Genomic DNA, 13999 nt, shown 5'->3' with positions numbered 1-13999 from the left:
CCTCAGGCCGCGGATTTCCGACGCGACACGGCGAAGGCGCCCAGACCCGTGAGCAGAAGCAGACCACCGGCAGGCAGTGGAACCGGCGCCGTCACGATGTCGGTCACATATGTGCCCAGAGCAAATGTGCCGCCGGTAATCGGGGCTTCGTCAAATGTCAGCGCGAGCGTGGAGCCGTCAACAATGCTGGCCACGAAATCCAGAGGACCATCGTCAATGACGTCGAAGCCGATCAAAGAAGACCCATCGGTGAAATCCAGATCACCAAAGGTGAGGACCGTCGTTCCAGACGTGCTGTACATTCCGCCGTAGTTGCCGGGGGCCACAGTGATCTCGAGCTGATCGCCCATCGCACCGGCATTCATATCAATATTGATATTCGCGTCAGTGAAGTCGACGCCTGCGCCGACTGTAAAGGAAGTTACCGGAACAATGATCGAGCCATTGTTAGTGACTTCTCGCGTGACGGAGTCGCCGCTGAGTGTTGATGCCGAGGCCGCCGTGCCAAGCGCGAGAATGGCCGTGGCCAGAATTGCAGAATATTTCATGTTTTGTCCCCTAAAGACTTTATCAATGTCGTCGTTTTAACACTTCTTTAAGAACTGCGCAAAGGCACAAAGGACAAAATGTGGCAAAATAGGGGCCAAACTTAAGAAAACAGGCGCCAACTTAGCAACAATGCCCGACGATGACAGCAGCCGTTTTCAAATACGAAACAATGGCCCTGCCAGCAGCTCTCAAAGCCCCTCGAATTCGCAAAGCACATGGACGTTCATGCCCATGGCCTCCAGTTTCTCGCGCCCGCCCAGTTCCGGCAGATCGACAACAAAAGCGCAGCCAATGATCTCCCCGCCAAGACGCTCGACCAGTTTGATCCCTGCCTCCGCCGTTCCACCTGTGGCCAAGAGATCATCCACGACCAGAACCTGCTCGCCCGCCGAGATCGCATCGTCATGTACCTCGACCGTCGCCTGCCCGTATTCCAGCGTGTATTCCTCTGCAATCACGGCCCCGGGCAGCTTGCCTTTCTTGCGAATGGGCACGAAGCCCACGCCCAGTTGATGCGCAATCGCGCCGCCGAGGATGAAGCCCCGCGCCTCCAGCGCGACAACCTTGTCAAAGCGCTGGCCCGCATAGGGATGCAGCAACTGGTCAATGCACATGCGCAATCCGCGTGGATCGGCAAAGAGCGTCGTGACATCGCGAAAGAGAATGCCCTCATGGGGAAAGTCGACGATGGTGCGGATGTAGTCTTTGACCTGTTTCATGGGGTGGCCCTTTTGAGAGTTGCAGTCAGAACACCCATGGCGATGAGCGTGGCCCCACCAGCGCGCGTGATCCAGGTGATCACACCGCCGCGGGTGATGAACTGGCGCAGCCGGTCCGCGGCCAGCGCATAGATAAAGGCGTTGACAGCTGCAAGCGTAACGAAGGTGGCCACAAGGATGGCCGCTTGCGGAACAAAGGCGGCGGCGGGGTCGATGAATTGCGGCACAAAGGCAATGAAAAACGCAATACTCTTGGGGTTGAGTGCCGTGACGGTCGCGGCATGGCCAAAGACGCTGCCAGCGGTCACATCGTGCGCCTGTGGCACGGCCAAACCTTGCGAGGGAGCCGAGCGGATCAATTTGATGCCCAGCCAGATCAGATAGACCGCCCCGGCCCATTTCAGCAGGGTGAAGGCCGTGGCCGAGGCCAGCACCAGCGCGCCCAGCCCCGCCAGCGACGCCACCATGGCGACCAGATCGCCCAGGGCGACCCCCGCCGCAGAGGCGACCGCCACCGAGCGCCCCTTGGACAGCGCATAGGACAAGACCAGCAAGACCGTTGGCCCGGGGATCATGAGCAGCGCCGTGGAGGCGGCCACAAAAGCCAACCAGAGTTCAAATGACATGGCGTAAGACCTTTCGATCAAGCGGAGCGCGTGCGCGTCCGCAAGGGATAGTGAAAAACAGAAGAGACGTCAGACAGCCGCTCAGAGCACGCGCCCGGCCACGGCATCCAGCTTGGCCATGAGCGCCGGATCACGGTTGTCCGGCCCGGTGATGATGGCGAATTCCAGCGCCTTGTCGCAGCCATGCGGGCAATCGGCGCGCTCCGCCCCCAACAGCCGTGGCAACCGCTTGACCATGTCGCGGCCCTTCTCGGCATTGCCCATCAAGGTGGTGATGATCTGCGTGACATCGACCTCGCCGTGATCGGGATGCCAGCTGTCATAATCGGTGATCATGGCGACAGAGGCGTAGCAGAGCTCCGCCTCGCGGGCGAGCTTGGCCTCGGGCATGTTTGTCATCCCAATCACGTCACATCCCCATGCCTCACGGTACATCTTGCTTTCCGCCAGCGTCGAGAATTGCGGGCCTTCCATGGCCAGATACGTCCCGCCTTTGTGCACCGTGACACCCGCCTCCTTGGCGGCTGTTTCACAGGCATCCCCCAGACGCGGGCAGGTTGGATGCGCCACGCTTACATGGGCCACACATCCCGTGCCGAAAAAGCTCTTCTCGCGCGCAAACGTCCTGTCGATGAACTGATCCACGATCACGAAATCGCCCGGCGCCATCTCTTCGCGAAACGAGCCGCAGGCCGAGACCGAGATCACATCCGTAACCCCCAGTCGCTTGAGCGCGTCGATATTGGCGCGATAAGGCACGGTGCTGGGCGAATGCACATGACCGCGGCCATGACGGGGCAGAAACACCATCTCGACGCCGTCCAGCGTGCCTGTCAGTAGCTCATCGGAGGGCGCCCCCCACGGGCTCTCAACCGCCTGCCAGGACGCCTCTTTAAGCCCCACGATTTCATAAAGCCCCGATCCGCCGATGATGCCGATTTTGGTCTTGGTCATGCTGTGTCTCACTTGATTGCCTTGGCGGCACTAAGACATGTCAGACCGGCACCCGCAAGCCGCCCTCAGTTCACGTTCCATCGATAATGATAGAGCGCACCCGCGCGCCATTGGCCCAGACGCTGGGTCGGCGCGGCGATGAGCGCGCCCTGTGGACCCAGCGCGAGGCTGCGCCCGAATTGCGCGCCCAGCGGGCTCTTTGGGGCCGTCAGGCTTTGCAGGAGTGCGCCGGTTTCAAGGTCAAAGAGGAAGGCCATGCCCGCCTCTGCACGACCCGCGACGCGGGCCGTCGGCTGCCCGATGAGAAGCTTGCCGTCATGCAAAGCCATCGCGCGCCCGAAATCGGCGCTCTTGCCGTCCAAGGGAGATTGGAAGCGATGTTCGAGAGCGTAGGTCGTGAGATCAAACACCCAAACAGTCCCGCCGGTATGACCCTTTTCAGCGCCCGATGGCGACGCGATGATGAGCCTGTCTCCTTCGATCAAAATACGGGCGCCAAACCGTCCGTCGCGCCCTTCGAACCCGTTTTCAGGGCGGCGGAACACATGCAGTGGTTGGCCCGTGGCACGGTCATACAGGGTAACCTCCCCCATGGCTCCAACCCTCGCGTTGGCCCCGGTGGAGGCAATGGCGAGGAAACGGCCATTCATGGCGAGAGCCTGGCTGAATGTGAGGGGTGTTTGGACTGGGGGAGACTCCATTGTCTGGCGCAAAGCGCCGGTGTCAGCCTCGAAGAGATGCACCACCCCGCGCCTGTGGCGCGTCTCAGATTGGATCCATTGCGCACCGATAGCAACGGTGTTGCCGTGCATCGCGCAGGCATCGCCAAAGCGTTTCAACGTGTAGCCGTCGATCTCGGGCAGTTCGAAACGGGCAAGGATCTCTCCTGTGGGTGGGGTCGTCCGGATCATGACCGAGCGCCACGGCGTAGCCACACGGTCCTTGACCTTCTCGCAAACCAAGGTGCGATCGCCGTCCACATGCAGCCGCCGTGCCGCCCAATGGGAGCTGCTCTGCCCCTCGGCCTGCGGCAGCGCGGTGAGCTCAGAAGTCGCTAGGTCCAGACCAAAGAGCACGGCGCCGGAGCGATAGAGGTCATGGCCATCAAAATGCACCGAGACCAGAGCTCCGCGCGCCGTGAACGCAACCGCCTCCCCCATGCGCTCAGCGTCTTCTGGCGCTTCAATCGTCTGCACGAGACGCAAGGGCTCCGCCGCAACAGAGGCCGAAACAAGCTGTAGCAGGCAGAAGATCCCAAAAGCCGCGGAGGCAAAACATGTTTTCATGAGCAGTTCCCGGATCTCGACGCGGTACTTTCGTCACTTGGTAGGCGATCAGTACGGCAATTTTAGGGAAGCTCTGTTTCCATTTAAGGGCTGTCGGGAAGACGGGGCGCGCACAGGATGCAAGGTTTTCCGCGAACCCACTGTTTTGCCTGTTACACATGGCTGGTATTCGCAAGAAAGCCGTGCATTTCCCACTGACATGCGCTAACGGCCACACAGCGAACAAATATCCCCCGAAAGGTTGCCCGATGAGTAACGCCGCACCCGCGCGTGAGAAAAGCCGTTATTCCCTGTCCGAATTGGCCGGTGGAGAAGCCCTGACACCCGCGCGGATGCGCATTGAACTGCTCTCCGGCCTGACCGTCGCTCTGGCTCTTGTGCCCGAGGCGGTGGCGTTTGCTTTCGTCGCCGGGGTGCATCCGCTGGTGGGGCTTTATGCGGCATTCATCGTGGGGCTGATCACGGCGCTGATCGGCGGGCGGCCCGGTATGATCTCGGGCGCAACCGGGGCTTTGGCGGTTGTCATGGTGGCGCTGGTGGCGCAGCACGGCGTGGAATACCTCTTCGCCACTGTTGTGCTCATGGGTATTCTGCAGCTGATTGCGGGCGTGATGCATTGGGGCAAGTTCATCCGGCTCGTGCCCCATCCTGTGATGTTGGGCTTTGTGAACGGGCTCGCCATCGTGATTTTTCTGGCTCAGCTCAGTCAGTTCAAGGTGCCCGGCACGATTGAGAATACAGGGCACGGCATGGGCGGGGGTCAATGGCTCCCGATGGATCAGATGGCGATCATGCTGGCGCTGGTGGCGCTGACCATGGCGATCATCTGGGTCATGCCACGCATCACCAAGGTCATTCCCGCGCCTCTGATGGGCATCGGCGTTGTGGCGGGCCTCGTGATTGCCTTTGGGCTTGATGTGCCGCGCGTGGGCGACATGGCGTCTATCGAGGGCGGCCTGCCCCCCTTCCACATTCCCTCCGTTCCGCTGACATGGGAGACCTTCGAGATCATCCTGCCCTATGCGGTGATCCTCGCGGCCATTGGCCTGATCGAAAGCCTTTTGACGCTGAACCTCGTGGGCGACATCACCGGCAAGCGCGGCGGCGCGAGCCAGGAGTGCATCGCGCAGGGCGTGGCCAATACCGTGACTGGCTTCTTCGGCGGCATGGGCGGCTGTGCGATGATCGGGCAATCCATGATCAACGTGAAATCCGGGGGTCGGACCCGGGTTGCGGGGATCGCGGCGGCGCTCTTCCTTCTGGCCTTTATCCTCGTAGGCTCCCCCATCATCGAGCAAATCCCGCTCGCAGCGCTTGTGGGCGTGATGTTCATGGTCGTCATCGGAACCTTTGCCTGGAACTCTCTGCGCATCCTGCGCCGGGTCCCACGGGCCGATGCTTTTGTCATCATCCTGGTGACGGCAACAACTGTGGCTTATGATCTGGCCATCGCCGTTGTCGTTGGCGTGATCGTCTCCGCGCTTGTCTATTCCTGGCAAAACGCGACACGCATTCACGCCATTGAGCGCGAGTCACAGACCGAAACCGGCGCGAAGGTCTATGAGATCCAGGGCCCGCTGTTCTTCGGCTCCACCGACGGGTTTGTGGAGCTGTTTCAAGTCGAGAGCGACCCCGACACCGTGATCGTCGACTTCGCCGCGAGCCGTGTCGCCGACCAATCAGCCTTGCAGGCCATTGAAGCGGTGGCCGGGCGGTATGAGGCGGCTGGCAAGACGATCAAACTGCGGCATTTGACGCGCGATTGTCATCAGTTGCTCACAAAAGCCGGGCATCTCATGGTCGATAGCGATGACGACCCCGACTACGGCATTGCAGTCGATTATTCCGTGCGCACGGGCATTCTCGAAGGCGGCCACTAAAGCAATTCGACGGACACCTGCGAGATCGTGCATCGCGAAAATCACGAGAAAGCAGGTGCTTGGCTGTGATTTCGTGATCCAGGCTTTTTCGAGAAGCGCTATGATGCGGCCTGAGCGTCGTGCGGTACAAAAAAAGACGCAGGCGCGATGCCTGCGTCCCTCACGTTCAGCACTCTGGTGACTACATGCCAAGCGAGGCTTTGTAGACAGCGATCTGGCTCTCGCGTCCGATCTGGTCGGTGATCTCCTCCCAGGCCGCCGCAATCGCATCTGCGGTTTCCTGCGCGGAGGCATACTGACCGGCATAGCCTTTCGCCAGCTCATCTTCCGCCACTGAGTAGTACTGGAAGATCCCCGGGATACGCGGCTCAATGGCGGCGTTGGGGTGGTTGTAGCTGTCGGCGTTGGAGCCGAGGTAATCCTCGACATAGGCGCGATCATAGCCTGCCTCTTCCCATTCCTCGAACTGGAAGTGCGACTGGCGATAGGGCTGGAAGCCCGATGGGTAAGCCGAGGCCCAGAGAGAGAGGTCCTTGCCGCCCAGATGGGCCGCCGCGGACCAGGCCGCTTTCTTCTTCTTCTCGTCGCCCTCGACCGTCGCCATGACGTAGACGCCCCAGCCGATATAGGCCATGTTGGGCGCCTCGTTGCGGGTCTCTTCCCAGGCACCGGCCTGCGCGTTGTAGACGCGATCGGAAGCCGGGTTGATGCCAAAGCCCACGACATCGCCGACGACAGAGGTGTCGGAGGTGCGTGCGCTTGAGCCCACATCGCCCCACCACATCAGCATGGAGCCTGTGCCTGCGAGGAATTGCTGGAAGGCCGTCGTGCCGGGATCGGCGTTGATCTGATCGGTCGGGTAGGCGCCGGCATCAATCAGGTCCATCACGTCCTGAATGGCCTGCACCCAAGCCGGGTTGTTGACCATGGGCTTCATGGTCTCCGGCTCAAAGAGCCAGGCGGGGCTGTTGGGATGCTTGGCATAGGCCGCCGCGCGGTTTTCCAGGAAGTAGAATCCGAAGCCGCCCCACCCCTTAAGCGGATCGAGATAGCCATGCGCAGGCAGACCTGTGAGTGGGTCTTCCTTGCCGATGAGATCCTTGGAGACCTGATTGATCTCCTGCCATGTGGTCGGCACCTCCGCGCCGCCAATGCCACCCTCTCCGAAGTAGTCCTTGCGATAGGCGAAGGTGTGGCAATCGCCGTCAATGGAGACGCGATAAGTCTTGCCACCCCATGTGCCGACGGGGGCCTTAAGGTAATCGACGTAGTCGTCCATGTCGATCTGCTCTTTGACCCAATCTGGCATCTCGGAGGCGAGCCCTTTGCCCAGCACATCACCTTCAAACGGCGCACCCATTTCGACGATGTCGAAATCAACAGTGCCCGTCGCGATGCTCTGCTGCAAGCGCGCGTTGTAATCGGCCTGCGCAAGGTCGATCCAGTTGATTTTCGCGCCGGTATAGGCCTCCCACGGCTTGAGGAAACCACGGAAGAGGAAGTTATGCAGGTTTTGGTTGTTGAGGCCCATGAAGGTCAGCTCAACGCCTTCAAATTCGCCCTCCGCGACGTTTTCTTTCGTCGCACCAAGGCACAGCTCGCCGACCTTCTGCCAATCGCTGTCTGTCGGAGAGCCCGCGCCCACACCGGGGATTTTCAGGATCTCGGCGCGGACATTGCCGTGGCCTGCTGCAGAGGCCACCTTCGGCATCATCGCAGCCGCACCAAGCGCCGCAGAGCCCTTGAGCATCTGGCGCCGGTTCATTTTCTGAGCCGCTCTGATGTAGTTATAAAGTTCGACTTTCACGTGCATCCTCCCAAGACGACAAGTTTGTTATGATGTGAGGTCTCGGACGCTTTTTTTGTCGCGATTTGAATATGCTGCGTCTCGGGGCTGCCCACATCATTTGAGTATGAACCTTATTGACCTTAAGTCAATAATAGCCCTTTGATGGCCCACACGGGCCGGAGATCGCGAAGGATTATCACGGCACGCGGGAGGGGAGACGTCGCCAGATGGCTGATGTGAAAATTCAGGATATCCGCAAATCCTACGGCGCGGTCGAAGTGCTGCACGGGCTCAACGTCGACATTGCCGATGGCGAGTTCGTGGCGCTTGTGGGCCCGTCTGGCTGCGGGAAATCCACGCTCTTGCGCATGATTGCGGGGCTTGAGCCGATCAATGGCGGCACGATTGCCATTGGCGATCGTGTGGTCAACAACCTGCCGCCGGCCGAGCGCGACATTGCGATGGTTTTTCAGACCTACGCGCTCTACCCGCATAAATCCGTGGCCGAGAACATGGGCTTTGCGCTCAAGGTGGCCAAGGTGGATCGCGCCGAGATTGACCGGCGCGTGCGTGAAGCCGCCGAGATCCTGAGCCTTACCGAATACCTCGACCGCAAGCCGCGCCACCTGTCGGGCGGACAGCGCCAGCGCGTCGCCATGGGCCGCGCCATTGTCCGCGACCCGCAGGTGTTCCTGTTTGACGAGCCGCTGTCGAACCTTGACGCCAAACTGCGCATCCAGATGCGCACCGAGATCAAGGAGCTGCACCAGCGCCTCAAGACGACCACTGTCTTCGTGACCCATGATCAAATCGAAGCCATGACGCTGGCTGACCGCATCGTCGTCATGCAGGGCGGCGTGATCGAGCAGGTCGGCACACCGCTAGAGCTCTATGACAACCCAGCCAACGAGTTCGTCGCCACCTTCATAGGCGCGCCGTCGATGAACCTGCTCGCAGGCAAATTGAGCGATGGTGCTGTAACCCTCGGTGGCCAGAGCTTCCCCGGCCCCACGGGCGCGGGGTCGGTCAAACTGGGCGTGCGGCCGGAGCACCTGATCCTGTCAGACGACGGCCTGCCCATGCAGGTGAAAGTGGTGGAGCCCACCGGGTCCGAGACGATGGTCTTCCTGCGCTTTGACGGTCAGGACGTGACAGCCGTCTTCCGCGAACGCCATGCCTTCGAGCCTGGACAGACTATCCATCTCAAGCCGGACCCGGACCACCTACATGTGTTCGATGCCGAGAGCGGCGCGCGTCTGGCCTGAAAAGCCCTAGCCCCGCAAAAGCGCATCAACCGTCGCACGCTCCGGCATCGCGGGCGCCGTGCCTGCCTTCGTCACAGAGAGACCAGCCGTGGCGCAGCCCATGCGCGCGGCCTCCAGCGGGCTCAAACCCTCCGAGAGGCCTGCGGCAAACCCACCGTTGAACGCATCGCCCGCCCCTGTCGTCTCGACCACGGGGCCCGCATTGACCGCAGGCACCAGCCCGTGTCCATGCAGATACGCCCCCTGTTCGCCCATCGTGATGATCGGCGTGCCCACGTCCATCTCCTTGAGCGCCATACAGGCGCGTTCGGCATCCTCAGGCGTCACTACCGTGATCCCGGTGAGCGCCTCACATTCCGTCTCGTTGGGCGTCACGTAATCGCACAAGGCCAACATTCCCTCAGGCAATTCCGCCGCCGGAGCCGGGTTGAGGACAGTCGTGACCCCCGCCCCGCGCGCCAGTTCCAGCGCCCGCACAGCGGCGTCCATCGGTTGCTCCAGCTGGGTCACGAAGACATCGGCGCCGGTGATGACCTCCGCACGCGCCTCGATATCGGCGACCGAGATCAGCGCGGCAGCCCCCGGCGCAACGATGATCGCATTGTCGCCCGTGTTTTCCTCGATGAAGATATAGGCCGCGCCGGTATAGGTCTCGCTGACCTGATCGACATGCGCGATCACACCGGCCCTGGCCCATGTCTCCAACGCGAGCTTGGCGAAATCATCCTGCCCCAGCTTGGAGACGATGTGGGTCTGCGCCCCCAGCTTCGCAGACGCCACCGCCTGATTGGAGCCCTTGCCGCCCGGACCCAGCGCAAAGCCGTTGCCCAGGATCGTCTCGCCCATGCGTGGCATCCGGTCGGCGCGATAGGCGGTATCGGCCACGAAGATGCCAAGGATTGCAACCTTCCCCATGGCTCAGCCCTCGTCCGGCGGCACGACACCCTTGCGCAGCGCGAAACAACCATAGAACCGCCGCTCACCGGTCTGGATCACCGCATAGGCCTGCTTGGCGCGTTCATAAAAGGCAAAGCGTTCGATGGACATCATCGTGGGCCCGGCCACGGCGCTGACCTCGGCCTGCACCTCCTGCATCACGGGCAGGATGGTCTCCGGCTCATCCACCACTTCCATCCGTGCGGCGGCATCATCCACGAATGTGTCAATGGGATAGAGCGAGAGCACTGCGCGCACGACCTCTGCCGCAGGCCGGTCAATCCGCAAGACCTCGCCCAGCACCGTCTCCCGGGCCACGGAATCGGACGGAAAGTTGGTATCGGCGATGATCAGATCATCCCCATGCCCCATGGCCCGCAGCGCATAAAGCACGTCGGCGTTTAATATCGGATCAATCCCTTTGAGCATGAGGCCCTCCCTTTTGCAGCAAGCCTAGCCCAGTTCGCAAAAACTCTGCAACGCTTTCGCGGCTCACCCGATCGCGCGCCCGGCCCCTTCGGGTTTGGGCAGCGCGGCATGGGCCGCCTCGAACGCCACGAGCTTCTCCGCAACCTGCGGCAAGGGCGGACAGGACCGGCGCGTCTCGAGGCTCACGTGCAGAAGCATACTCTCCATCGTCGCACAGAGATGCCCGTCGCCATTTTCGATAAAGTGGAACAGATGCAGCTTCTTGCCCTGCGCGCCCATCACTTGCGAGCGCACGCGCAAGCGTTCGCCTGCCTTCATCTCACCCAGATAACGCAGATGGTTTTCGACCGTGAAATAGCTGTGCCCGGCTTTGATGTAATCGGCATCCGCGCCCACGAGCACCATAAAAGCATCGGTCGCCTGCGCGCCCGCTTCAAGATAATGGGCCTCGTTCATATGGCCGTTGTAATCGGTCCATGTCTGCGGGATCACACGATCCACCGTGATGGGCAGATCCGCCTCCTGCGTCAGGGGCAGCGTGGCCTCATGGGTGTTGAGAATGTTCCCCGCCGCCGCCTCGTTCTTCTTGAGCGCGCGCAAAATTCCCACCAGATTGTCGTCGCGCAGCCGCTCCAGCGCGCGAATGCTCAAGTGCCCCGATTGCGCGTCTGACTGCCCCGCGATGAGGTCGACAAGCTCGTCGGTAAATTCCGGCACATCCATGAGCTTGGTCCAGGGCCATTCCAGCGCAGGGCCAAACTGCGCCATGAAATGCTTCATGCCCGCCTCGCCGCCCGCCACGCGGTAGGTCTCAAACAGGCCCATCTGCGCCCACCTGAGCCCAAAGCCCATGCGGATCGCCTCGTCGATCTCCTCCGTCGTGGCGACGCCATCTTTGACCAGCCAAAGCGCCTCGCGCCAGACCGCCTCAAGGAACCGGTCCGCGATATGGGCGTCGATCTCTTTGCGGACATGTAAGGGATACATGCCGATGCCGGTCAGGACCTCTTTGGCCCAGGCCACCGCGCGCGGGTCATAATTGTCGCCCGGCACAACCTCGATGAGCGGCAGCAGATAGACCGGGTTGAACGGATGGGTCACGAGGATCTGCGTCGGGTCCTTGGCGCCCCGTTGCAGCTCGGACGGTTTGAAACCAGATGTCGAGGAGCCAATCACCGCCTCGGGGTCCAGCGTCTCCTGGATCTCGGCGAAGGTGGTGTGCTTGATCTCGAGCCGTTCGGGCACGCTCTCCTGTACCCAACTGGCGCTGTCAACCGCGGCTGCGATGCTGGGCGCAAAACTCAGCGCGCCCTCTTCCGGCAACGCGCGGTCGTAGAGCGCAGGCAGCGCGCGGCGCGCATTGGCCAACACCTCGCCGATCTTGCGCTCGGCCTCCGGGTCCGGGTCAAAGACATTGACGTCCCAGCCATTCAGCAAGAACCGCGCGGCCCATCCGCCGCCAATCACACCGCCGCCGATTATCGCCGCCTTCATCGCGCATTCCTTTCCATCACATGTTCCAAAGGGCTCTGAGGCTGAGCCCCACACCCAAGATCGCCCAGACCGCCAACCCCGTCCTGCGCACCGCCACTGACGGCGCGCTCCGCCCGCGCAAGAGAGCGCCCGCCAGCCCACCGAAGGCCACGGCACAGCCCAAGAAAAAGCCCAGAAGCAGCAGCGTCAATGTCAGCGGATATCCCTGATCCTCGAGCGACACGGCACCCGAAAGGCAGAGCACACCCAGCGCAAGCGGCGCCCAGACAAAGCGCCATCCGGCCGCCCGCGAGATCTCCAGCCAACAGCCCAGTGTGACCAACGCCGCGAGCCCCGTTGCGATGACAAACGCGGCGACCATCAGAGAGCTGCGCTCATGTCATGCGCTCCGTGTGGCCGTCCACCGCGATGGCCTGCCCGGAGATCATCGCGCCCTGCGAAGATGTCAGGAACAGAACCGTGTCGGCCAGATCCTCCGCCGTGACCCAGGTGCCCAGCGAATTGCCCTCGGCATAAAGCGCGCGCACGTCCCGCTCGGGCACACCGCGCGCGGCCGCTTCCATGGCCACGACCCGCTCCATGCGCGGGCCTTCCACCGCCCCGGGACAGATCGCATTGACCCGAACGCCCGAAGGCCCAAGCTCCATGGCCCAGGTTTTCATCAACCCGAGCACGCCCCATTTCGCCGCCACATAGGGCGAGCGCGTGGGCACGCCCCATTGACCAGAAGTGGAGGAGGTCAGAACAATCGCTCCACGGCCCTGTGACGCCATGTGCCCCGCAGCCCAGCGCCCGGCGAGAAAGGCCCCGTCGAGATTGGCAGAAAGACAGGCGCGCCATTCGGCGAAATCCATGTCCTGGAGCGGGGCCGCGGGTCCACCGGTTCCTGCATTGGCACACAGGATATCCACCCCGCCCATCCAGCCCTCAACCTGCGCAAAGACATCCAGCATCTGCGCCTCATCGGTCACGTCAGCTTGCAGGCCCAGCGCGCCGTCTGGCACTTCGCCCGGATCCAGATCGCAATAGGCCACGCGCGCGCCCGCAGCGAGGTAGCGGCGCACAAGACAGGCCCCGATCCCCGCGCCGCCCGCGGTGATGAAAATCCTTTGACCTTCGTGGCTCACACGGGCGCCCGCTTCACGAGACCCAGCTTCTCACGCACTTCCTGCGGCCCGATGACCCGCGCACCCATATTGCTCACAATGGTTGCCGCGCGCTCCACAAGCTGCGCATTGGTGGCGAGAACGCCTTTCTCGAGCCAGAGGTTATCCTCCAGCCCGACGCGTACATTGCCCCCTGCCAACACAGCCGCCGCCACATAGGCCATCTGGTTGCGGCCCAGCGCAAAGGCGGAAAACGTCCAGTCGTCCGGCACATTGTTCACCATCGCCATGAAGGTGTTGAGATCATCCGGCGCGCCCCAGGGCACCCCCATGCAAAGCTGCACAAGCGCGGGGCTGTCCAGCACCCCATCGGCCACCAGCTGCTTGGCATACCACAAATGGCCGGTGTCAAAGGCCTCGATCTCGGGCTTCACGCCCATCTCGGTCATCATCCGCCCCATCGCGGTCAGCATGCCGGGCGTGTTTGTCATCACGTAATCGGCCTCGGCGAAATTCATCGTGCCGCAATCAAGCGTGCAGATCTCCGGCAGGCATTCTGCGATATGGGCCACGCGCTCAGTGGCGCCAATCATGTCTGTCCCCTCGACCACGGGAAACGGCGCCTCGACGCCACCAAAGACGATATCGCCCCCCATTCCCGCGGTCAGGTTCAGAACAACATCGACCTCCGCCTCCCGGATCCGATCTGTCACCTCCCGGTAATAGGCCAGATCGCGCGACGGTACCCCGCTCTCGGGATCGCGCACATGACAATGCACAATCGCCGCCCCCGCCTTGGCCGCCTCAATCGCGCTCTCGGCGATCTGGCGCGGCGAACGCGGCACATGGGGGCTGCGATCCTGAGTAGACCCCGACCCTGTCACCGCAGCGGTGATGAAAACCTCTTTGTTCATACTCAACGGCATAGATCCGCTCCTGCTGTCTTCTTCTGGCCAAAAATACGCA

14 protein-coding genes are annotated in these 13999 nt (G+C 62.0%); 2 read left to right on the top strand and 12 right to left on the bottom strand.

The window, feature by feature from the left end; all coding sequences use genetic code 11:
- Positions 1–2: 2 nt before the first annotated feature.
- The 5 genes from ACP15S_RS18750 to ACP15S_RS18730 form a co-directional block, all read right to left on the bottom strand.
- Positions 3–548 (bottom strand): VPLPA-CTERM sorting domain-containing protein, encoded by a 546-nt coding sequence (locus ACP15S_RS18750; protein WP_425041201.1) that lies wholly within the window; start codon positions 546–548, stop codon positions 3–5.
- A gap of 189 nt (positions 549–737) precedes the next feature.
- Positions 738–1268, bottom strand: a complete 531-nt coding sequence (locus tag ACP15S_RS18745; protein WP_425041200.1) for an adenine phosphoribosyltransferase — start codon at positions 1266–1268, stop codon at positions 738–740.
- Complete coding sequence (locus ACP15S_RS18740; RefSeq protein ID WP_425041199.1) at positions 1265–1894, bottom strand: LysE family translocator; 630 nt, start codon at positions 1892–1894, stop codon at positions 1265–1267. The genes ACP15S_RS18745 and ACP15S_RS18740 overlap by 4 nt, the downstream gene beginning before the upstream one ends.
- Positions 1895–1975: 81 nt before the next feature.
- Positions 1976–2848, bottom strand: coding sequence for an S-methyl-5'-thioadenosine phosphorylase (locus ACP15S_RS18735; protein WP_425041198.1), 873 nt, complete (start codon positions 2846–2848; stop codon positions 1976–1978).
- Between the two features lie 65 nt (positions 2849–2913).
- Complete coding sequence (locus ACP15S_RS18730) at positions 2914–4134, bottom strand: WD40 repeat domain-containing protein (RefSeq protein WP_425041197.1); 1221 nt, start codon at positions 4132–4134, stop codon at positions 2914–2916.
- Positions 4135–4466: 332 nt separating this feature from the next.
- Between ACP15S_RS18730 and ACP15S_RS18725 the strand changes: the two genes are divergently transcribed.
- A complete protein-coding gene (locus ACP15S_RS18725; protein ID WP_425041309.1) occupies positions 4467–6014 on the top strand; it encodes a SulP family inorganic anion transporter in 1548 nt (515 codons plus the stop codon).
- A 181-nt stretch (positions 6015–6195) separates the two neighbouring features.
- Here the strand turns inward: ACP15S_RS18725 and ACP15S_RS18720 are convergent, their stop codons facing one another.
- Positions 6196–7827, bottom strand: a complete 1632-nt coding sequence (locus ACP15S_RS18720) for an extracellular solute-binding protein (RefSeq protein ID WP_425041196.1) — start codon at positions 7825–7827, stop codon at positions 6196–6198.
- Positions 7828–8030: 203 nt separating this feature from the next.
- Here ACP15S_RS18720 and ACP15S_RS18715 point away from each other — a divergent pair, with 203 nt between their 5' ends.
- Positions 8031–9068 (top strand): ABC transporter ATP-binding protein, encoded by a 1038-nt coding sequence (locus ACP15S_RS18715; RefSeq protein WP_425041195.1) that lies wholly within the window; start codon positions 8031–8033, stop codon positions 9066–9068.
- Positions 9069–9074: 6 nt separating this feature from the next.
- Here ACP15S_RS18715 and ACP15S_RS18710 read toward each other — a convergent pair whose 3' ends face one another.
- The 6 genes from ACP15S_RS18710 to ACP15S_RS18685 all read right to left on the bottom strand — a co-directional run bounded on the left by ACP15S_RS18710 (position 9075) and on the right by ACP15S_RS18685 (position 13959).
- A complete protein-coding gene (locus ACP15S_RS18710; protein ID WP_425041194.1) occupies positions 9075–9983 on the bottom strand; it encodes a ribokinase in 909 nt (302 codons plus the stop codon).
- 3 nt (positions 9984–9986) lie between these two features.
- Positions 9987–10433, bottom strand: coding sequence for an RbsD/FucU family protein (locus tag ACP15S_RS18705; protein ID WP_425041193.1), 447 nt, complete (start codon positions 10431–10433; stop codon positions 9987–9989).
- Between the two features lie 63 nt (positions 10434–10496).
- Positions 10497–11927 (bottom strand): carnitine 3-dehydrogenase, encoded by a 1431-nt coding sequence (locus ACP15S_RS18700; protein WP_425041192.1) that lies wholly within the window; start codon positions 11925–11927, stop codon positions 10497–10499.
- A 16-nt stretch (positions 11928–11943) separates the two neighbouring features.
- Positions 11944–12288: a hypothetical protein gene (locus tag ACP15S_RS18695; RefSeq protein ID WP_425041191.1), complete on the bottom strand. Its 345-nt coding sequence runs from the start codon at positions 12286–12288 to the stop codon at positions 11944–11946.
- A 13-nt stretch (positions 12289–12301) separates the two neighbouring features.
- On the bottom strand, positions 12302–13054 hold the full coding sequence (locus ACP15S_RS18690) for an SDR family oxidoreductase (protein ID WP_425041190.1): 753 nt from the start codon (positions 13052–13054) through the stop codon (positions 12302–12304).
- Positions 13051–13959, bottom strand: a complete 909-nt coding sequence (locus tag ACP15S_RS18685; protein ID WP_425041189.1) for a 3-keto-5-aminohexanoate cleavage protein — start codon at positions 13957–13959, stop codon at positions 13051–13053. Before ACP15S_RS18685 ends, ACP15S_RS18690 begins: the two co-directional genes overlap by 4 nt.
- Between the last annotated feature and the right edge of the window lie 40 nt (positions 13960–13999).

Source organism: Primorskyibacter sp. S187A, from assembly GCF_049800955.1.
In the GTDB taxonomy this organism is placed as follows: domain Bacteria; phylum Pseudomonadota; class Alphaproteobacteria; order Rhodobacterales; family Rhodobacteraceae; genus JAKVBH01.
The sequence above is the reverse complement of the archived record's forward strand: the minus strand, read 5'-3'. Positions and strand labels throughout refer to the sequence as shown.